General features: G+C 44.7%; 20 protein-coding genes. 18 read left to right on the top strand and 2 right to left on the bottom strand.

The genetic code is table 11. The features are described from left to right. Positions 1-51 precede the first annotated feature (51 nt). The 15 genes from H065_RS0122105 (at position 52) to H065_RS28385 (ending at position 15,240) form a co-directional block, all read left to right on the top strand. Complete coding sequence (locus H065_RS0122105) at positions 52-459, top strand: Asp23/Gls24 family envelope stress response protein (RefSeq protein WP_017815282.1); 408 nt, start codon at positions 52-54, stop codon at positions 457-459. Between the two features lie 82 nt (positions 460-541). Continuing rightward, positions 542-1,081 (top strand): alkaline shock response membrane anchor protein AmaP, encoded by a 540-nt coding sequence (amaP, locus tag H065_RS0122100; protein WP_017815281.1) that lies wholly within the window; start codon positions 542-544, stop codon positions 1,079-1,081. A 15-nt stretch (positions 1,082-1,096) separates the two neighbouring features. Then, positions 1,097-1,330: a DUF2273 domain-containing protein gene (locus H065_RS0122095; protein ID WP_017815280.1), complete on the top strand. Its 234-nt coding sequence runs from the start codon at positions 1,097-1,099 to the stop codon at positions 1,328-1,330. 264 nt (positions 1,331-1,594) lie between these two features. Next, positions 1,595-2,047 (top strand): transcription antitermination factor NusB, encoded by a 453-nt coding sequence (nusB, locus tag H065_RS0122090; RefSeq protein WP_017815279.1) that lies wholly within the window; start codon positions 1,595-1,597, stop codon positions 2,045-2,047. A 132-nt stretch (positions 2,048-2,179) separates the two neighbouring features. After that, a complete protein-coding gene (gene folD / locus H065_RS0122085) occupies positions 2,180-3,037 on the top strand; it encodes a bifunctional methylenetetrahydrofolate dehydrogenase/methenyltetrahydrofolate cyclohydrolase FolD (protein ID WP_017815278.1) in 858 nt (285 codons plus the stop codon). Between the two features lie 13 nt (positions 3,038-3,050). Next, entirely contained in the window at positions 3,051-4,436 is a 1,386-nt protein-coding gene (xseA, locus tag H065_RS0122080) for an exodeoxyribonuclease VII large subunit (protein ID WP_017815277.1), read from the top strand. Further along, a complete protein-coding gene (gene xseB / locus H065_RS0122075) occupies positions 4,405-4,665 on the top strand; it encodes an exodeoxyribonuclease VII small subunit (protein ID WP_017815276.1) in 261 nt (86 codons plus the stop codon). The genes xseA and xseB overlap by 32 nt, the downstream gene beginning before the upstream one ends. Before the next feature lie 43 nt (positions 4,666-4,708). Beyond that, positions 4,709-5,560 (top strand): polyprenyl synthetase family protein, encoded by an 852-nt coding sequence (locus tag H065_RS0122070; RefSeq protein ID WP_193746798.1) that lies wholly within the window; start codon positions 4,709-4,711, stop codon positions 5,558-5,560. A 187-nt stretch (positions 5,561-5,747) separates the two neighbouring features. Beyond that, positions 5,748-7,649, top strand: coding sequence for a 1-deoxy-D-xylulose-5-phosphate synthase (dxs, locus tag H065_RS26615; protein WP_036630601.1), 1,902 nt, complete (start codon positions 5,748-5,750; stop codon positions 7,647-7,649). A 334-nt stretch (positions 7,650-7,983) separates the two neighbouring features. Next, positions 7,984-8,844, top strand: coding sequence for a TlyA family RNA methyltransferase (locus H065_RS0122060; RefSeq protein ID WP_017815273.1), 861 nt, complete (start codon positions 7,984-7,986; stop codon positions 8,842-8,844). A gap of 497 nt (positions 8,845-9,341) precedes the next feature. Continuing rightward, a complete protein-coding gene (ahrC, locus tag H065_RS0122055; protein ID WP_017815272.1) occupies positions 9,342-9,791 on the top strand; it encodes a transcriptional regulator AhrC/ArgR in 450 nt (149 codons plus the stop codon). A 121-nt stretch (positions 9,792-9,912) separates the two neighbouring features. Beyond that, a complete protein-coding gene (recN, locus tag H065_RS0122050) occupies positions 9,913-11,652 on the top strand; it encodes a DNA repair protein RecN (RefSeq protein WP_017815271.1) in 1,740 nt (579 codons plus the stop codon). Between the two features lie 338 nt (positions 11,653-11,990). Next, positions 11,991-12,815: a sporulation transcription factor Spo0A gene (gene spo0A, locus H065_RS0122045; protein WP_017815270.1), complete on the top strand. Its 825-nt coding sequence runs from the start codon at positions 11,991-11,993 to the stop codon at positions 12,813-12,815. A gap of 423 nt (positions 12,816-13,238) precedes the next feature. Next, positions 13,239-14,066: a pentapeptide repeat-containing protein gene (locus H065_RS0122040; RefSeq protein WP_238558016.1), complete on the top strand. Its 828-nt coding sequence runs from the start codon at positions 13,239-13,241 to the stop codon at positions 14,064-14,066. 700 nt (positions 14,067-14,766) lie between these two features. Next, complete coding sequence (locus H065_RS28385) at positions 14,767-15,240, top strand: hypothetical protein (protein ID WP_017815267.1); 474 nt, start codon at positions 14,767-14,769, stop codon at positions 15,238-15,240. Here the strand turns inward: H065_RS28385 and H065_RS0122020 are convergent. Further along, positions 15,194-16,060: an AraC family transcriptional regulator gene (locus tag H065_RS0122020; protein WP_017815266.1), complete on the bottom strand. Its 867-nt coding sequence runs from the start codon at positions 16,058-16,060 to the stop codon at positions 15,194-15,196. The two genes, H065_RS28385 and H065_RS0122020, sit on opposite strands and share 47 nt — an antisense overlap. A 346-nt stretch (positions 16,061-16,406) precedes the next feature. Next, positions 16,407-16,874, bottom strand: a complete 468-nt coding sequence (locus H065_RS0122015) for a hypothetical protein (protein WP_152425971.1) — start codon at positions 16,872-16,874, stop codon at positions 16,407-16,409. Positions 16,875-17,662: 788 nt separating this feature from the next. On the opposite strand from H065_RS0122015, the gene H065_RS26605 reads away from it, so the two are divergent. The 3 genes from H065_RS26605 to H065_RS0122000 all read left to right on the top strand — a co-directional run bounded on the left by H065_RS26605 (position 17,663) and on the right by H065_RS0122000 (position 19,877). Next, positions 17,663-18,127, top strand: coding sequence for a hypothetical protein (locus tag H065_RS26605; protein WP_017815264.1), 465 nt, complete (start codon positions 17,663-17,665; stop codon positions 18,125-18,127). 365 nt (positions 18,128-18,492) lie between these two features. After that, complete coding sequence (locus H065_RS0122005; RefSeq protein WP_017815263.1) at positions 18,493-18,978, top strand: hypothetical protein; 486 nt, start codon at positions 18,493-18,495, stop codon at positions 18,976-18,978. A gap of 359 nt (positions 18,979-19,337) precedes the next feature. Further along, positions 19,338-19,877, top strand: coding sequence for a VanZ family protein (locus H065_RS0122000; protein WP_017815262.1), 540 nt, complete (start codon positions 19,338-19,340; stop codon positions 19,875-19,877). Positions 19,878-20,023 lie beyond the last annotated feature (146 nt).

Genomic DNA, 20,023 nt, shown 5'->3' with positions numbered 1-20,023 from the left:
AACCAAACAGGGACGTGTTATATTTAGTTTATCTGGCAGGAGGTGTATAAAATGAGTACATTACCGACTGAATTCGAACGGACCGATATTGGAGAAATCCAGATTGCACCGGAAGTTATCGAAGTGATCGCCGGACTGGCTACGATTGAAGTGAACGGTGTAGCCGGAATGAGCGGTGGCTTTGCCGGTGGGATTGCTGAGCTGCTCGGACGCAAAAATCTGTCCCGTGGCGTAAAAGTGGAAGTTGGACAACGTGAAGCAGCTGTAGACGTATCTGTTATTATCAAATACGGACACCGTCTGCCTGAAGTGGCGGCTGAAATCCAGCGCAACGTCAAACGTTCAATCGAGACCATGACCGGACTGAATGTCGTAGAAGTAAACGTACAGATCCATGATGTTCATCTCGAGACAGTAGAGCGAATTGAAGAGACTGAGTTTACACAACGTGTGAAATAAATGAGCAGCATCAATCTGCTCAATACTGAACCCCCGACGTCACTGTCAGGGGTTTACTATAATGTAAGGAGGTCGCACATTCTTGGCTAAAATCATGGATCGGCTGTTATTGTTTATTTACAGCCTGAGTATTGGAATTTTATCTGTGCTGGCGATCCTGCTGCTAAGCGGACAGGTGCCGATGGAGCTTGATTACCGGAATGAGCAGACCCTTTATATTACCGTCATTGCGGTGGCGGTTATCCTGTTCCTGCTGAGTATTCGCTTTTTCTATGTATCGATTCGTACCGAGCGTGGTCATCTGAATGCTGTTCATCAGCGTACGGAATTCGGTGATATACAGATCTCGCTGGAGACGATTGAGAATATGGCGCTCAAAGCAGCAGAGCGTACACGTGGAGTTCGTGATGTCAAAACACGCGTACGTGTGGTAGAATCAGGTCTTGAGATTATGATCCGGGCGATTGTGGATGGAGAGCATTCCATACCAGGTCTATCGGAAGAAATGCAGAAAAGTATTCAAAAACAGATCGAGGATATTACCGGTATTCCGGTCTCGTCTGTTGCTGTATATATTGCCAATATCGTTCAGTCCCCTGCCTTCAAAAGCAGAGTGGAGTAGAAGGGAGTTCTCCTGATGATGTGGAAAGCGATCTGGGACACTCACGGTGGACGAATCCTTGGCGTACTGGCCGGTATCGGCTGCGGCATACTGTATCTGATCATTGGCTTTTGGGATATGTTGTTCTTTGCATTGTTAGTGTTCATAGGTTATATCGTCGGCCGTAACCGGGATCTCCGGTTGGGTCCAACCATTCCCTGGCAACGGATCAGCGAATGGCTGGCAGACCGCTGGCGTCCATTTCGTTGAACCCTGTCATACATCATTCCCGGATTGCAATCCTATTTATAGCAGGCATTACCGGGAATGCTGAATGGCAGGTTTTTTTGTTGGTATGGACAGATTCTACGTTTATATAACACAGGAAAACAACCGGTGTTCTTTTTCGTGAAGACAGCGGATTTGATAAACCGGCAGGTGCTGGCCACCTGACCGTGAAAAATACAAGGTGAGCGTTCCGTAATGGATATTGCATTAGATCCATACACGCAATCACCAGGAGGATAATTAGTAATGAAAAGAAGATTAGCGCGGGAAATTACCGTACAAAGCCTGTACCAGATGGAAATGAACGAGGTAAAAGCAGAAGAAGCAATTATGATTCTGCTGGAAGAAGCAGCCGCCGATAACGAATCCGAAGTCGAGCTTAGTGATGAAGCCCAGCTCAAAACGTATGTACTCGATGTCGTTAACGGGATCTGGGAGAACAAGGAAGCGATTGACCAGCTGTTGGTAGATTATTTGCAGAACTGGCAGGTAAGCCGTCTGTCCCGTGTAGATCGTCAGATCCTGCGTCTGGCTGTCTATGAGATGGTATTTACCGATGGTGTTCCAGCCAAAGTTGCTGTCAACGAAGCAATTGAACTGTCCAAGCATTTTGGAACCGAAGAATCCGGCAAGTTTGTTAACGGTGTACTCGGCAAAATGATTCATGACCTGGACAAATTGAAATCCCAAAAAGGCTGATAAACCGCAGCTAACGAATAGCATCCGCACCCTAGAATAGCCCACTGCATGAAAATCAATGATGGTAAGCTTAACCCTTATGCGTTACCCTATCAAAAATTAATTTTCTGAACAGATAAAGGAGCGATTATCATGGCAGCAACAATCATTAGCGGTAAACAGATTTCCGAGGAGATTCGTCAAGATATCAAACAGGAAGTGGACAAAATGAAAGCAGAAGGCTTCCAGCCAGGTCTGGCGGTTGTCCTTGTCGGTGATGATCCGGCTTCACATGTTTATGTACGCAATAAAGAAAAGGCCTGCCATGATCTGGGCTACTATTCCGAAGTACATCGTTTGTCGGCAGAGACTTCCCAGGAAGAACTGCTGGAGATGATTCACAAGCTGAATAATCAGGATAATATTCACGGGATTCTCGTACAGCTGCCGCTACCGAAGCAGATTGAGGAGAAAGCAATTATCAACGCTATTTCTCCCGAAAAAGATGTGGATGGATTCCATCCGATCAATGTAGGGAATCTGGTCATCGGCGATGACAGTCTGCTGCCATGTACACCGGCTGGCGTGATCGAGATGATCAAGCGTACCGGTATCGAAATGTCCGGCAAGCATGCCGTAGTCATTGGCCGCAGCAATATCGTCGGCAAACCGGTCTCCCTGCTGCTGCAACGTGAGAATGCGACAGTAACGATGTGTCATTCCCGTACGACCAATATGAAAGAAATTGCCCGTCAAGCAGACATCCTCGTGGTAGCGATCGGTCGTGCCAATTTTGTGGATGCCAGCTATATTAAGCCGGGTGCAGTAGTCATTGATGTGGGCATGAACCGTCTGGACACTGGCAAGCTTGCCGGTGACGTCGATTTCGAAAGTGCCAAAGAAGTATCCGGTCCGATTACTCCGGTGCCGGGTGGCGTAGGACCGATGACGATTACCATGCTGATGAAGAACACGCTGGTAGCTGCCAGACGTGCCCACGGTTTGAACTGAGAAAGGGGATCTTATGCAGCAACAGCAGCGTATATACTCCATCAAGGAGATTAACAAATATATCCGGATGAAAATGGAGTCCGATTCGCTGCTCTCCGAAGTATGGCTGAGAGGCGAAATATCGAACTTCACTCACCATTCCAGCGGACATATGTATTTTACCCTTAAAGACGAAAGCAGCCGTATCAAATCGATTATGTTTGCTTCGTACAATCAACGTCTTCCTTTTATTCCAAAAGAAGGCGCGCGCGTGATCGCCAAAGGCTATATCTCGGTATACGAACGGGATGGTCAATATCAGTTCTATGCTACCCAGATGCAGCCTGATGGTATTGGCAGTCTGTATCTCGCGTATGAACAGCTCAAGCAAAAGCTTGAACATGAAGGTTTATTTGATTCTGCACGTAAGCGTCCGCTACCACAGTATCCACGTACGATTGGTATCATTACTTCGCCAACCGGCGCGGCAGTACGGGATATTTTGACTACCATTCGCAGACGCTATCCCGTCGTGAAGATTGTAGTCTATCCGGTACTTGTACAGGGTAAGGGAGCTGCACCATCCGTAGTCAAAGCCATTCGCAATCTAAACCGGATCGGTGAAGCCGATGTGCTGATTGTCGGTCGCGGTGGGGGTTCACTGGAAGAGCTATGGGCATTTAACGAAGAAATGGTGGCTCGTGCGATTGCGGAGTCCCGGATTCCAGTCATTTCGGCTGTGGGTCATGAGACCGATTTTACAATTGCCGATTTTGCTGCCGATCTTCGTGCTGCCACTCCTACGGCAGCCGCTGAACTGGCGGTACCGAATATTATCGAACTGCGCGCTCAGGTGCAGCAGATGCGTCGTCAGCTCAGACAGGGATTACTGCGTCTGTCCCAGCGTCAACGTGACCGGTTGAATCGTCTCAAGCGCTCACCGGCTTTGCTACATCCGCAGCGTCAGCTGGTGCAGCATATGACCCGTCTGGATATGCTGGAGCGTCGTCTGACGAGCAGTCTGCAGCGCCGTGCTCATATCCAGCGTGATCGTCTTGGGCGTTCCAATCAGCGATTGGCCAGACATAATCCACAGGAACAGCTGATTTATGCACGCAGACGTACGGATACCGCACGTCGTCAGCTGGAACTTCGTATGCAGCAGATTTTACGGCAAAAACAACAAAAACTCGGCTTCGGCCTCAAACAGCTGGATGCTCTGAGCCCCCTCAAGGTTATGGCCCGGGGATACAGCCTTGTATACGATGAACAGCAGGAACAGCTCGTCAAGTCTGTCAATCAGGTGACGACCGGTGAGATGATCACCGTCAAGCTGGAAGACGGACAATTGAATTGTCAGGTACAACATATCGAGGAGGCGGACAACAATGGCAAAGGCAGCAAAGGAACAGGAGCTTAATTTTGAACAGGCGATGGACCGGCTGGAAGAGATCGTCTCCGAACTGGAACATGGCGATGTTCCGCTGGAAAAAGCAATCGATCTTTTTCAACAGGGAATGAAGCTGTCTCAGGTATGCGGATCCAAGCTGGAAGAAGTGGAACGCAAAATTGAAATGATCGTGGAGGAAGACGGAGAACTGCGCAAAAAGCCTTTTGACAGCGCAGAAAGCGGTGAACCGATTGAGTAACCGTCCGGAACTGAAGCAATATATTCAGGATATTTCTACCTATATGGAATCACATCTGCAAAATGCCCTGCCTACGAGCTGGCAGGTGCCTGATACACTGCAGCAATCCATGCTGTACTCGCTTATGGCAGGAGGCAAACGCCTACGTCCTGTATTTGTCATTGCAGCGGCAGAAGCGCTTGGAGGCAGCAGGGAAGCTGCTGCTCCGGTTGCCTGTGCAGTAGAAATGGTGCATACGTACTCACTCGTTCATGACGATTTGCCTGCTATGGATAATGATGATTATCGGCGCGGCAAATTGACCAACCACAAAGTGTACGGTGAAGCGATGGCTATTCTGGCAGGAGATGCACTGCTAACGCATGCTTTTCATAGCGCAGCAGGAGCTCTTCAAACAGGTGTCCCTGCAGAAGCTGTCGTAGCCATCATCAGCGATCTGGCAGAGTATGCAGGACCGCGTGGTATGGTGGGTGGTCAGGTGGCAGATATGCAGGGCGAGCAGGGAATGACCGAACTGTCTCAGCTGCAGTACATTCATCTGCATAAGACAGCAGATTTGTTCATGTTTTCCCTGACATCTGGAGCACGTACAGCGGGAGCCACGGAATCACAATTGGCTGCACTGCGCCAATTCGGTTCGGATATCGGCCTTGCTTTTCAGATTCAGGATGACATTCTGGATGTGATTGGCGACGAAGCCAAACTGGGCAAAAAAACGCAAAGTGACAGCAAGCTGCAAAAAGTCACCTATCCATATTTCATCGGTCTGGAAGAATCGCAGCGGGAAGTAGCCCGTCTGACAGCGAGTGCCAAGACATCGCTGCAGCAGGCCGGACTGCAGGATTCGAGCCGACTGGAGGAAATTGCTGACTATCTGGTGCAACGTGATCATTAAAGGTTACGTATAGCCATGAAGGTTCGTCTATTCTAGAGATAAGCGACACTTAGTGCCGCAAAAGTGACAAGATTTCGAAATAAGTCATGCTTGTGGTATAGTGAATAGTAATAATATATCGAAGAATAGCTGAATAAAATCAATTTGGATGTACATTAATGTGTCCAAAGGAAAGCGGGGAAATGGTGTGCTGCTTCCACAGATTCATCAACCAAGTGATCTTAAAGATCTGACAACAGAACAATTAACCGTACTGGCAGGAGAGATTCGTCAGTTTCTGATTGAAAAATTATCGGCAACCGGCGGACATCTGGCCTCCAACCTCGGGGTCGTGGAGCTTACCCTGGCACTGCATTATTTGTATGACAGTCCCAAAGACAAGTTTATTTTTGACGTAGGACATCAAGCGTACGTGCACAAAGTACTTACTGGACGCATGGATCGTTTTGATACCCTGCGTAAATACAAAGGATTATGTGGCTTTGTCAAACGAAATGAAAGCGAACACGATGTGTGGGAAGCTGGTCACAGCAGCACGTCGCTGTCTGCTGCCATGGGTATGGCACTTGCACGTGATTTCAAAAAAGAAAACAACAAAGTCGTTGCCGTAATCGGTGACGGCGCGCTGACTGGCGGTATGGCTTTTGAAGCATTGAACCATATCGGTCATGAGCAGCGCAAACTGACCGTGGTACTGAACGATAACGAAATGTCCATCGCACCGAATGTAGGCGCCATGCACAAATATCTGGGCAAAATCCGCTCGGATAAAGGATATCTTCGTGCCAAGGATGAAGTTGAGCAGTTGATCAAAAAAATCCCGGCGATTGGCGGTAAAATTGCCAAAACGGCAGAAAAGCTCAAGGATACGCTGAAATATGCAATGGTATCGGGTGTACTGTTCGAAGAGCTGGGCTTTACCTACTTTGGGCCGGTAGACGGACATGATATGCCCAAATTGCTGGAAACATTCCGTCAGGCAGACAATGTGGATGGTCCTGTACTGATCCATATTGTGACGATCAAGGGTAAAGGTTATCTGCCGGCTGAAGCGGATTCATACAAATGGCATGGAATCACGCCATACAAAATCGAATCCGGTCAGGTTGTCAAAGCTGCGGGTCATCCAATGTATACCGAAGTATTTGGTCAGACACTGATCGAACTTGCGGAGCAGGATGAGCGTATTGTAGCTGTTACACCTGCAATGCCTGGTGGATCGGGATTATTCCCGTTTGCCAAGCGTTTCCCGGATCGGATGATTGATGTAGGTATCGCGGAACAGCACGCAGCAACAATGTGTGCGGCTCTGGCCATGGAAGGCATGAAGCCGGTCTATGCGGTATATTCTACCTTTATGCAGCGTGCATACGATCAGATCGTTCATGATATTTGTCGTCATAATGCAAATGTAATGTTTGCGATCGACCGGGCCGGCTTTGTCGGAGCGGACGGAGAGACTCATCAGGGGGTATATGATATCGCCTTTATGCGCCATATTCCGAATATCGTGATTATGATGCCAAAAGATGAGAATGAACTGCGTCACATGATGAAGACGGCGCTTGATTATAATGAAGGCCCTATTGCTTACCGTTATCCACGTATTAACGGTCTTGGTGTAGCAATGGATCAACAGCTCGTTCCAATCCCGATCGGTACCTGGGAAAAAGTCCGTGAAGGCGATAATTATGCGATTCTCGCTTCTGGACCGATGGTACAGATGGGCATGGAAGTTGCCGAAGAACTCAAGCGTGATGGCATGAACGTGGCTGTAATCAATGCCCGTTTCATGAAGCCGCTGGATGAGCAAATGCTGCTGGAATTGGCGGACAAAGGTACACGCATGCTGGTTGTCGAAGAAGTATCCCAGGCAGGAAGCATGGGTAGTGCTGTACTGGAATTCTATGCTGCCAAAGGGCTGCATGATGTGACAGTAGGTCTGATGGGTATACCTGATGAATTTATCGAACATGGCAGCATCAAGGATCAGCAGTGTGAAGCAGGCCTGACACCGGAAAATATTGCCGCATCTCTGCGCGCACTGGCTCCCGGCAAAGCCTGGACGTTCCAGAAAAATTCCGTATAATTTACTGGTACCTGGAATACCTGGAATACCTGGAATACAACGGTGATATCGCAGGAACAAACTTTTTGTATCAAAAATTGTTCTGCATAACTACCGACAGTAACAAGTAAAATCGATAGTAACGAAGCGGGAGGGCATCTTTCCGCTTCGTTTGCTGTTTGAGCGGATGAATGAATTTTTATATTATTTTCACTGTATGCTCTAACGTTAATGTCGGGTGTGGCAGTACAATAGATGAGAGCTGCATAAGCATCTCATAGCAACTTGGCGTTCTAATTAGATAACATCGATCCCCACGTATTTATTATTAAAATGAAGGTAGGAGTTACTTACCATGGCAAGTGATAAAGAGCGGGTTGACGTACTACTCGTAGAGCAGGGCTATTATGAAAGCCGTGAAAAGGCCAAAGCAGCCGTTATGGCTGGTCTGGTCTATGCCGGCACCGAACGTTTGGAAAAGCCGGGAATGAAGATTGGCCGCGATACAGCGCTGAATGTTAAAGGCGCTATACATCCATATGTAAGTCGCGGTGGTCTGAAGCTGGAAAAGGCACTTAAGCATTTCGGGATTGATATGACCGGTCGGACGATGCTGGATATTGGTTCATCTACTGGAGGATTCACAGATTGTGCGCTGCAAAATGGTGCAGAATATGTCTATGCGATTGATGTAGGTTACAACCAGCTGGACTGGTCGCTGCGTAATCACCCTCAGGTCTGTGTAATGGAGCGAACTAATTTTCGCTATATGACGCCTGATCAGCTGGAAGGTCCCGTGCCGAACTTTGCCAGTATTGATGTATCCTTTATCTCGCTTCGTCTGATGCTGCCTCCGCTGAAGGAATTGCTGGACAAGCCAGCGGATATCGCAGCGCTGATCAAACCTCAGTTCGAGGCAGGACGGGAGAAAGTAGGCAAAACCGGCGTTGTACGCGATCCCAAAGTTCATCAGGAAGTACTGCTGAATGTATTATCTTTTGCCCGGGAAATGGGATATGTATTAAAAGATCTTACATTCTCGCCGATTACAGGGGGAGAGGGTAATATCGAGTTCCTCGCTCATTGGTATCTGCCATCCGGTGAGGGAGATGATACGATCGAGCAGCTGGATATACTGGATATTGAGCAATTGGCTGCCAAGACAGCCGCAGAAGCCTCACATACCTTTAGAGGTGGAGCAGCCAAACACCAGTAAAAGTGGATTTAGAGCAGCCATACAGAGGCAGTACGGCTTATAACAAGATTTATAAAATAAAGTTAAAATGACAGTGAGCCGACACAGAAAAAGCTTGCTGCTAAGCTTCACGCTGGCAGCAGGCTTCTTGTGCTGGAGACTGGAGCAGCTGGAAGACAGGAGATAACGTTGTAAAAAATTTAACGATTAAAGTTTTATTTGGCTATTGATTTACGAACAGATATTCCTATATAATGAGAACGAACGTTCCGCCCAATAACCATTTTGCTACAGGGTTGGACCTTACCGTTCTGGATGTTACAATAGGATAATGTGCGAAGCTGGATTGAATGTCGTTAAATGGACTACAATATTTTCCATTTATACAAAGGATTATACCTGATCCATAGCGAATAATTATAGGTCTGATTGCATAAGATAAACCTATTATTCACAGGTATTTACGACAATAATCACTTGCATGCTAACTATAGAGCATACCATTAACGGAGGTCTGTATGAAGGGACAGCGACATATCAAAATTAGAGAAATTATTACACACCAGGATATCGAGACACAGGACGATCTGGTTGAAGCATTGCGCCAAGCGGGCTTCCAGGTTACCCAGGCTACCGTATCCAGGGATATCAAAGAACTATTGCTAATCAAAATTCCGACGGATGACGGAAGATATAAATATTCTTTACCAACGGATCAACGCTATAACCCCGTGCAAAAGCTTAAACGTGCACTGGTGGACAATTTCCTGCAAATTGATTTTACGACCAATCTGGTAGTTATGAGATGTCTGCCCGGTACAGCCAACTCCATTGCGTCCCTGATCGACAGCATGGAATGGTCACAGATTATGGGTACCATTTCCGGTGATGATACGATGCTGATCATTTGCCGTACCGAAGAAGACAGCCAGAAAGTAATCGAGCAGATTATGGGATTCATCTCCTAGTTACAGAATCTACTTGATCCATGCGTCGTGTTCAATGCAGCCAGTCTGCGATTTGCCGGAAGTATAGTCTGTGGTGAAAAGCGTTGCTCCCTAGTCTTGTACACGAAGAGGAGTGAGCTCCATGCTGGTCATGCTGAGCATTAAAAACCTGGCTGTTATTGAAGAAATCGACGTTTACTTTCATAAAGGATTCCATGTACTGAGCGGTGAGACCGGTGCTGGTAAATCCATCATTATCGATGCGCTCGGTCTTATTGCAGGCGGAAGAGGCTCAGCGGATCTGGTTCGTTACGGATGCGACAAAGCAGAGATGGAAGCGCTGTTCGAACTGCGCGCGACCCATCCGGTATGGGATACCTTATCCCGTCTCGGTATTCAGGGAACAGCAGAGGAGCATCTGGTTATTCGCCGTGAAGTAACGGTAAATGGCAAAAGCACCGGACGCATTAACGGGCAGCTCGTCAATCTGTCGATGCTGCGTGAAGTAGGCGAACAGCTGGTTAACATCCACGGCCAGCATGAGCACCAGTCTCTGATGAAGCCGGAACGTCATCTGGGATTGCTGGATACATTCGGCGATGTCAAGATCGGTCCGGTCAAAATGAAATATCATGAGCAATACAATGCCTATATCAAGGTCGAACGCGAATTGCGTGATCTGCAGGAAACCAGTCAAAAAACGTATCAGATGATGGATCTGTATCGCTTCCAGCTCGAAGAGATCTCTTCTGCGAATCTGCAGCCGGGTGAAGATGAAGAGCTGCAGGAAGAGCGTCTGCGCCTTGCACATAGCGAGAAAATGATGGATTCCGTATCAGGTAGCTATCATAATCTGAATGGTGATGGCAGCATGGGCGCACTTAGCGTAGCATTGTCCCGTCTGGGCGATGTATCCCGCTATGACTCCAAGAATCTCGATCCTATTGTAGAGCAGCTGCAATCAGCCTATTATCAGCTGGAAGATGCTGTATACCAGCTGCGCAGTTACCAGGAGAATATTGAATTCAATCCGGGACGTCTTGAAGAAGTGGAATCCCGTCTGAATCTGATTTCCGGACTACGCCGCAAATACGGAGAGAATGTAGAACAGATTCTCGAGTATTATGAGAAAATCCAGCATGAGACAGATTTGCTGGAAAATAAGGATGAGCGTCTGCTTGAGCTTACCGACAAACGTGATAAGCTGCGCACCAAGCTGCTGGAGACTGGCGAGAAGCTGAGCAAACTGCGCCGCGAATGTGGACGGGAACTTGCCGAACAAGTAGAGGCAGAGCTGAAGGATCTGCAGATGCAGCGTACTTCACTGCGTGTCAATATTGATTATATTGAAGATGCGAATGGTGCATGCTGGAATGGCCGTAATATTCGCATTACCCGCCAGGGTATCGATACAGCAGAATTCCTGATTTCACCGAATCCAGGTGAACCGCTTCGTCCACTCGGCAAAATTGCTTCCGGTGGTGAGCTGTCACGTATCATGTTGGCACTCAAAAGTATCTTTGCCCGTCATGATCAGGTACCTGTACTTGTATTCGATGAAGTGGATACTGGGGTTAGTGGCCGGGCAGCACAGTCGATTGCCGAGAAGCTGTTCAAGTTGTCTTCGGAATGCCAGGTATTCTCGATCACTCACCTTCCACAGGTCGCTTGTATGGCAGATCATCAATATCTGATTGAGAAGCAGATTGTTGGGGATCGTACAGCTACCCGTGTTGTATCCTTGCATGAAGATGGCCGGGTCGATGAATTGGCACGTATGCTGGGTGGCGTGGAGATTACCGAGAAAACGAATCATCATGCTCACGAGATGCTCAAATTGGCAGAAGCACGCAAAGATGATTCTTCCTATGCCGTGCATTAAGTTGCAATTGATGGATCTACCGACTGTAATCTAGGTTGTGATTACTTAGCGGGATCTGCTCATTTCTGTATACAACCATAATCATCACGAGGAGAGCTCAAAAGAAGCTCTCCTTTTTTATAGCCGATACATAAATACCATGTATTATTTGAAAAAATGGCAAAAAAACCCGATTTTTGTTTTCGACAGAAGGGATTATAATAAAAATGTCGAAACTATATAAAGTAAGGTGAAAAATCAACTAGACGATTGAATATTGTCGTATGGATATGAGTAATATGAGCAAGATTTCAAGAAATAATAACTATTTTAACCAATGACCCAAGGGGGAATTTTTGATGTCTACTATTCGAGTACTACTGGCTGATGATAACCGCGAATTTACCAATATGCTGGCTGAATATATTTCCAATCAAGAAGATATGGAAGTAGCAGGGGTCGCTTTTAACGGAGAAGAAGTATTGAAGACGATCGAGCAGCTGCCTGAACTGCCGGATATACTCATTTTGGATATTATTATGCCACATCTGGATGGATTGGGTGTACTGGAACGTCTGCGTGATATGAACCTGAATCCAACGCCAAAAGTAATTATGCTGACGGCATTTGGTCAAGAGAATATTACACAACGTGCAGTGCAGTTGGGCGCTTCTTATTACATTCTGAAGCCGTTTGATATGGAAGTACTGGTCAGTCGGGTGCGTCAATTGGTTGGTATACCGGTGACAGCAGGCGGTGGCACTATGCAGCCTTCAGGCACGAACAATACAATTAACAAATCATCGCTCTCTTCACCACCAAAAAGCCGTAATCTGGATGCCAGTATTACAGCCATCATCCACGAGATCGGTGTACCGGCTCATATTAAAGGATACCAGTATCTGCGCGAAGCGATTACAATGGTATATAACAATATTGAGATTCTGGGTTCGATTACCAAAACACTATATCCGGCAATCGCTGATAAATTCAAAACGACACCATCTCGTGTAGAGCGAGCGATTCGCCATGCGATTGAAGTCGCTTGGACCAGAGGGAATATTGACAGCATCAGCCATCTGTTTGGCTATACCATCAATATCAGCAAATCCAAGCCAACTAATAGCGAATTTATTGCGATGGTAGCCGACAAGCTGCGTATTGAAAATAAAGTGTCCAACTAACTCATCGATTTTCAAAAATATATCTGCACTTATCGAATCTATAACAAGATCAACAAACAAAACAATAATCAACTAATTAGATCCTGGCAAAAGCATTCATCTTTAATAGGTGAACGCTTTTATGGTGTCATACACAGTGTATATGCTCGAAAGAGGGTATCATTACTAAGTTATAGATAGCAGCATTTCTTCGATAGTACAGTATTATTTTTCACGAATATACTGTTCATTCTAGCAAGTCTTTTTAATCAAAAGCTTATTTATCTTGTTTATAAAGTAATTCATTTTCTCACGTGCACAATGTACGGTAATAAGGAGGAACCATTGTTGTCTAGATCCCACAATCCATCTAGCGGGAAATCAACTTCTCATGTGAATTCCAAGCAAGCGCAGATACAAAATTTCGCAAAACAACCCATTTCCTTGAGAGAGCATTTACGGGCCGATTGCGAGCAATGTGTAGGGCTATGCTGCACGGCACTGGCTTTTAGTGCTTCGGCTGATTTTAATATGGACAAGCCTGCCGGACAGCCATGCCATCATTTACAGGAAGATTATCGCTGTGGCATTCACAACGAACTGCGTAATAAAGGATTCCGTGGTTGTACGGTCTATGACTGTTTTGGTGCAGGTCAGCAAATTGCGCGTTATACATTTGATGGGAAGTCCTGGCGGCAGCAAGAAACAGCGCAGAAGATGTTTGAAGTCTTTCCAATTATGCTGCATCTACATGAACTGATCTGGTATCTGGAGCAGCTTGTTACAATGGACGCGGCTGCAGCCTATCATACAGCAGCATCTGAATTGTCCAGAGAGCTGCTATCATTGACATATCTGGATCCTGCGAAGTTGCTGAAGCTTAATCGAGGCGAGCTTCATATGCGTGTAAATGTACTGCTGACAGAAGGCAGTGAACAAGTACGTTCTAAGGCGCGACGTCTATATCTTACAGCAGATAAGCAGCCGCGTAATTATGAACGTGGAGTTGATCTGATTGGCAAAAATCTGCGTGCTGCTAATATGGTCGGTACTAATCTGCGGGGAGCATACCTAATTGCTGCTGATCTGAGAAAGGCGGATTTACGTGGAGCCGATCTGATTGGAGCAGATCTAAGAGATGCTGATATACGCGATACTAATCTGAGCGAAACTTTATTCCTGACGCAATCCCAGATCAATGCTGCGATAGGCAGTGAAAGTACTATTTTGCCAGATGCACTGCTCCGTCCTGCTCACTGGCAGGTGAAATAACATGAATGAGCATCAGCATACTGCTTTGATATTGATTTCTTATGACTGATTTATAATTGTTAAAATTACAGATGATACAGATAGATTGAAAAATGGTCTATAATTCATTACAATTTAACAGTATCGCAGAATCGGCAGATATTAGCGCGATCCACCGTATAAAGGAAAGACAGAGAAAATAAATATCACCATAGGCTACAGACCCTGGTAGTTGATGTGAATAACAGATAGATTCTGTCATATTTCTCTGTAGTATACAAGCCTATCAAACAAGAATGAATGGAGGAGACAATATGGAAAAGATGAATGCTTGGGTATTCGTTATCGCTACATATGTAGTAGCCGTTGGTGTGTTTTTCGGCACATGGAAAATTAGCGATCTGCTGTTCTTCCAGTAAGTCGGCATAAAAGTTAACTTGGCTCTGCTGAATGATCATTTGTTTCGTGATCGACTATTTCCATCTTTCTGTACATATTGGACAATAGACAGACGGCAGGAAAAATAAAGGGCTATCCGTTATCTACGGAAAGCCCTTTATTTTGTAATTTGCTAAACGGTTATATTATTCAGTACATCCAGTTACCACCATGCCTGGAGATTCGATTTTATCTCATACATATAAACAGAAATCAGATTAGAATAAAGAAAATATTTTTCGCCGTCAGAATAAACCCTCCACAACAGCTTCCGGAATAACATTTGCTCAGCATTTCAGCATTTCAGCATTTCAGCATTTCAGCATTTCAGCATTTCAGCATTTCAGCATTTCAGCATTTCAGCATTTCAGCATTTCAGCATTTCAGCATTTCAGCATTTCAGCATTTCAGCATTTCAGCATTTCAGCATTTCAGCATTTCAGCATTTCAGCATTTCAGCATTTCAGCATTTCAGCATTTCAGCATTTCAGCATTTCAGCATTTCAGCATTTCAGCATTTCAGCATTTCAGCATTTCAGCATTTCAGCATTTCAGCATTTCAGCATTTCAGCATTTCAGCATTTCAGCATTTCAGCATTTCAGCATTTCAGCATTTCAGCATTTCAGCATTTCAGCATTTCAGCATTTCAGCATTTCAGCATTTCAGCATTTCAGCATTTCAGCATTTCAGCATTTCAGCATTTCAGCATTTATGTCCATTCTTTGCGATAAGCAAGTGGTGTACAATCCACTCTAGCTTTGAACAAATTAATAAAATGCGACACATTGTAAATGCCGACTGCGCTGGCAATCTGCTGAATACTTTTATTCGAATAACGCAGCATATTTTTTGCAGCATTGATTCGGATATTAATTAGGTATTCAATTGGCGGTAATCCGATATACTGTTTGAAATCTCGACTGAGTTGAAACTTGTTCGTGTTGTATTTTTGGGCCAGATCGTCGAGAGTGATTGGATCTGTATAATGATTTTCCAGAAACTGCTGTAAATCCAGAATAGAAGCAGGGATTGCATTATTTTTCTCCCCGATATGAATCGAAGTCAGTACAACCTCAGTAAGCAGCTGGACAATGAGCTGGGAGCTTATTAGCTCTGTTTTATTATTCCGAGGAATCTGGACATGGAGCAGTTGGCGCATCAATTCAGGAATGCTTGAGGATTCGGCTGGATGACAAACAGGAATCTGTCTTTGGCAGAATTGTTCATAATATCCATCCAATGTTGATCCCTGCACATGCACCCACAGAAACTCCCAATCGTCTTCTTCCATTGCTTCATAACGCTGGTACTCCATACAATTAATAAAAAACAGGTCGCCCTGACCAACTACATGCTGCTGCCCTTGATAATGCAATCTGCCACGTCCGGAGAGTGTGTGCAGAATTAAGTAAGAGTGCAGACGATCCCGCTCCGTGAAGTAAGGAAAGGTTGTCTTGAAGCGACCGATCTCCTGTACAAAAAAGTAAGTCGCTTGTGCAGTTGAAGACGGAGTAAGAATCAGACGGGTAGAATCGTCTGCCTCTATATATGAAGCTTTTTCCTGTTCGCTCATCATCAAATCGTCCTCCTGCATAGATCACATATATAGAGAAATGAATCTTAACTATGAATAGCCAGGGATGAATTACATTTAAATTGTAAGCGTTATCTTATAAATTGGCAATTACTTCATGTGTAAAGATGTAGGTATTTTTGCACAGTATGTATAGGCTACGAGCAACAAGTACCTGAAAAGAGATTCAAAAGAACAAAACAAGTAACAGGACGGTTTCTCCAAAATACAATTATAAATAGAAAGAAACGATTCGACAAAAAAGCCGCTGTCCCTTTTTCAACATAGAAAAGCCCCCTTATCCGGCCGGAAAGGAGGCAGCATACTAAAAGAAAATAGCTGAAGCGTCTTACTGTGTAATAGGTTGAGCAGTGGTCGATTTTCCATCCCATCCATTATAGTAAACCACTTCGGTAGCGATCGATCCGATTGAACCTGTCATGGATGCTACCATACGAAAAGTGCCCCAATCCGACGTCCAAATAGAAAACTGGCGATATCCTACAGGTTGGTCGAAAATTGTGACTTCAATTGGCTCCCATTTGCCTTTATCATAGTTATACTTTTCTGTAGAGAAAATCATATGTTCACCAGGATCCATATCATATCGAATATCTATACTGCTCGTATCGGGTGTATTCCATGAATAACTGTAAAAAACATTTTGATCCGGAGTAAACAGATGGGAGTCCGAATAGAAGCTGCCACCCATAGGTGATACTTGATCTGGAGCAGCTGCCTGAACAGACGTAGAACCAACAATCAACATACCTGTTAGACCCAGACAGATCATGAACATCCTCATACACTTTTTCATTATTCTTTCCTCCGTATCCTTAGAGAATATTAAAACAGGATGAATCAAACGCAAGAGATATATGCAGTCACCGGAATATTCGGTACAGCAACCCTCCAATCGTATGAAGTACCCATCCCGGAAGAGGAAAGATAATATGTATTGGGTCATAATGGGAATTTACCATATAATTCTTATGACTGCTATGGTCAAGAGAACTAAATCCATATAGTAAGGATGATAAAAGACAAAGTAAAAAGGCCACCCGCAGGTGGCCTTTCTAACCCAGATGGCGCTATTTAACTTTGACCGCATCCCGCGCCGCCGGAATTCTGATAATTAAACCAGAACCTCGGTTTGGGTAAAGGACGCGTTCAACATATGACTATTGATGTTGACGCACCTCCTTTCTGTATGAACTTATTTTAGCATAGGTTTACATAAACTTCTAGTACTATTTGCAAAAAAAGATAAAAATAAACTCTGTTGCGTGTGTAATGACATATGAAACATATCAGAAATACATCAAATTCATGATTATTTATTAAAGAGCTGAATTAATAGGTGAAATTTTGCCGAATTCCTGTATAATGCCTAATAAACACAGTCAAATTATACGGAATCTGTGAATTTATTAAATAAGCAGATGACAATCGATCATCTTCATTATAAAGTGTATCTACCGGTAATCACAAATGTCTCACTATCAAAAGTTTAAACGCATTAACTTGATAATTGCTATTACTCTGGTAAGATAGGTTTTGCACAGCGTTTGACTTTATATATGCTTATTTATAAAGGAATATTTTATGAAATTAGAAATCGAATTGATTCCCGATTCAACAATGATGATCAATCTTCGACAGCAGTTGAGCTCCTATCGTTGGCGCCAGCTGTCCAGACATATTCAGGAGCGAGATCAATATACATGTCAGATCTGCAGACGTGTCAAGGGTGAACAGATCGACAAACTTCATTGTCATGAAGTATGGGCTTTTGATGAAGAATATGGTATCCAGTATCTGATCGGTCTGCAATCTCTATGCTTTAAGTGTCATATGATAAAGCACATTGGTTTTGCAGAAATGAATGGCTGGATTGAGAAGTACCAACTGATCGAGCATTTTTGCTGGGTAAACCAAGTGGCAGCTGCCGATTATGCTATTCACTTTCATGAAGCGGTACAATTATGGATAGCTCGCAACCGGATCGACTGGCTCGTTGATCTTGGCGATTATACCGCTTATGAGATGCCTAAGCGGGGAGTAGAATAAATTCGGATAATGTGAGCCTGGCTATTATGATTACATAGTCTCCTGCCTATGACTTGTTTATACATGCATTATAAAAAAACAAAGACACTGCAAAGGTAAGCGTGTAATTTAACACATCCGATATGTATACCATCTTTATTATAAATTGAACTCATATTAATCAAAACGCTGATGATTACGCGGTCCTGTCGCTGCTGAATTTCCAGAACCTACACAAAACTGGATAGCTTGACCGGAAGCCGGATATTCGTAGTAAAATCAAAGCTGATTGCGAATTGCATAACATGGAATTTTAGTTAAATTCACGCTTTGATTAAAACGATATTTTGTAGTACATTAGCTGTTGAAGAAAGAGGAGGTTTCTAATGTACTCAAGCAAACAGAGTGACGCTCTACACATCATGACCTACACCCTGAATAGTGGTATCAAGGGCACTGTGCCTTTATCTAACCAACAAATTGAAGAATGGCTTGAAAGTTACAGAACCAATACCCGTTTCATCACCAGTATCGGCAAGGAATTTTTCGGTTTGAATCCGGAACTGGTCGCTGATTTTAAAGTACAGAATCAATTTTCCGATTATCAGCGTGTGCTGGTGCCCAATCAGCCGGAAGAGGCTGTAGACCATCTAAGCTCCGCGTATAAACAAAATGAGATTCTGATTAAAGTGGACTGCAAATGCGGAACTGCTTATACAACGGATTCGCCATTTATGCGTACCAAATGGTACTGCACCAAATGCAAGGAGATTGTTTTCCTCGATCCGAAAAAAGGCAAAGTCGAGACCTCACGCGGAGAAGCATTTTATATGACCAACAAATACTTCGTTGAGCGTGGTCCGATCGAATAACAAATACAGTCTGTAGACAGCGTGCTTCCTGTAACTCATACGGGGATATAGCTGGAAACAGACTGTTTGTGTGTCGTCCAAGGATGCATAACAATAAAAAATAATATATAAACCCAAATATGTCTTTTCGTAAATACAACTTGTTGTAAAGACATGCTGTGCATCCAAATAAAGACTTGCGGAAAGCCGTAACAGTCAACAGGAAAATAGCAGGCAAGAAGAGCATCGCAAATAGCTTTGTTCCTGGTCTGGAGCGGGATTTGCCGGTCATGCATGAACTGCAGTTCGCAGTATGTTATAATACGGGGCATGTGTCCGGGCAAATGTTCGGACTCAAGTTACCGAAAGGAGGATGCGATATGCGTTCATCAATGCCGTCATACCGTTCTCGTTCACTGCCGGTAGTCCGTTTGACGATCTGGATTGTACTGACCTTGTTATGGATGGGACTGATTTTCAGTGTATCCAACCAGCCGTATCAGCAGCAGGATATCAAGCCGCTATTGTCGGACTGGATCGCGGAACCGTCGCTTGAAGCGTTTACGCCATCACTTGAATTTACATATGGAGGGTATACGGTCAGCGGTCAACATCCTTATGATTTCTGGGAATTTTTTATTCGTAAAGCAGGTCATGTGAGTGAATTTGCACTGCTGACTTTTTTGTTGATTCGTGTATTTTCCCTGTTGACCGATGCTCGTTATGCTCCTCTGTTATGGGCTGGGCTTGTAGCTTATGCGTACGCAATGACAGATGAGTGGCATCAGAAATGGATTGCCGGTCGTACCGGTCATTTCTCGGATACGCTGATTGATGCTATCGGCATTGTGCTGATGGTTGTCATTTATATGCTGATACGGCGCCGCCGCTCCCGCAGCAGAGGCCTTCATTTTGGCTAAGTCAGAAAATGTACCTATCCAGATGTAGGAATAAGATACGATAGAATAAAAGGAGGACAGGTGCATCAAGCCTGTCCTTTTTTGTATGAAGATACTGTACATCCATATATGAAAGCGTTATTTTAATTACGGGTGATAACGTCTGC

Origin of the sequence: Paenibacillus shenyangensis (assembly GCF_000346635.1) — a bacterium.
GTDB classification, from domain to species: domain Bacteria; phylum Bacillota; class Bacilli; order Paenibacillales; family Paenibacillaceae; genus Saccharibacillus; species Saccharibacillus dauci.
The sequence above is the reverse complement of the archived record's forward strand: the minus strand, read 5'-3'. Positions and strand labels throughout refer to the sequence as shown.

Bases quoted from the DNA above. Each gene is read 5' to 3' on its own strand.
- H065_RS0122070 (WP_193746798.1), top strand. From the start codon at position 4,709: ATGGAATCACATCTGCAAAATGCCCTGCCTACGAGCTGGCAGGTGCCT.
- H065_RS0122095 (WP_017815280.1), top strand. From the start codon at position 1,097: ATGATGTGGAAAGCGATCTGGGACACTCACGGTGGACGAATCCTTGGC.
- recN (WP_017815271.1), top strand. From the start codon at position 9,913: ATGCTGGTCATGCTGAGCATTAAAAACCTGGCTGTTATTGAAGAAATC.
- H065_RS0122020 (WP_017815266.1), bottom strand. From the start codon at position 16,060: ATGATGAGCGAACAGGAAAAAGCTTCATATATAGAGGCAGACGATTCT.
- spo0A (WP_017815270.1), top strand. From the start codon at position 11,991: ATGTCTACTATTCGAGTACTACTGGCTGATGATAACCGCGAATTTACC.
- H065_RS0122105 (WP_017815282.1), top strand. From the start codon at position 52: ATGAGTACATTACCGACTGAATTCGAACGGACCGATATTGGAGAAATC.
- folD (WP_017815278.1), top strand. From the start codon at position 2,180: ATGGCAGCAACAATCATTAGCGGTAAACAGATTTCCGAGGAGATTCGT.
- H065_RS0122015 (WP_152425971.1), bottom strand. From the start codon at position 16,874: ATGAAAAAGTGTATGAGGATGTTCATGATCTGTCTGGGTCTAACAGGT.
- ahrC (WP_017815272.1), top strand. From the start codon at position 9,342: ATGAAGGGACAGCGACATATCAAAATTAGAGAAATTATTACACACCAG.
- H065_RS0122000 (WP_017815262.1), top strand. From the start codon at position 19,338: ATGCGTTCATCAATGCCGTCATACCGTTCTCGTTCACTGCCGGTAGTC.
- xseB (WP_017815276.1), top strand. From the start codon at position 4,405: ATGGCAAAGGCAGCAAAGGAACAGGAGCTTAATTTTGAACAGGCGATG.
- nusB (WP_017815279.1), top strand. From the start codon at position 1,595: ATGAAAAGAAGATTAGCGCGGGAAATTACCGTACAAAGCCTGTACCAG.
- H065_RS0122060 (WP_017815273.1), top strand. From the start codon at position 7,984: ATGGCAAGTGATAAAGAGCGGGTTGACGTACTACTCGTAGAGCAGGGC.
- xseA (WP_017815277.1), top strand. From the start codon at position 3,051: ATGCAGCAACAGCAGCGTATATACTCCATCAAGGAGATTAACAAATAT.
- H065_RS0122005 (WP_017815263.1), top strand. From the start codon at position 18,493: ATGTACTCAAGCAAACAGAGTGACGCTCTACACATCATGACCTACACC.
- H065_RS26605 (WP_017815264.1), top strand. From the start codon at position 17,663: ATGAAATTAGAAATCGAATTGATTCCCGATTCAACAATGATGATCAAT.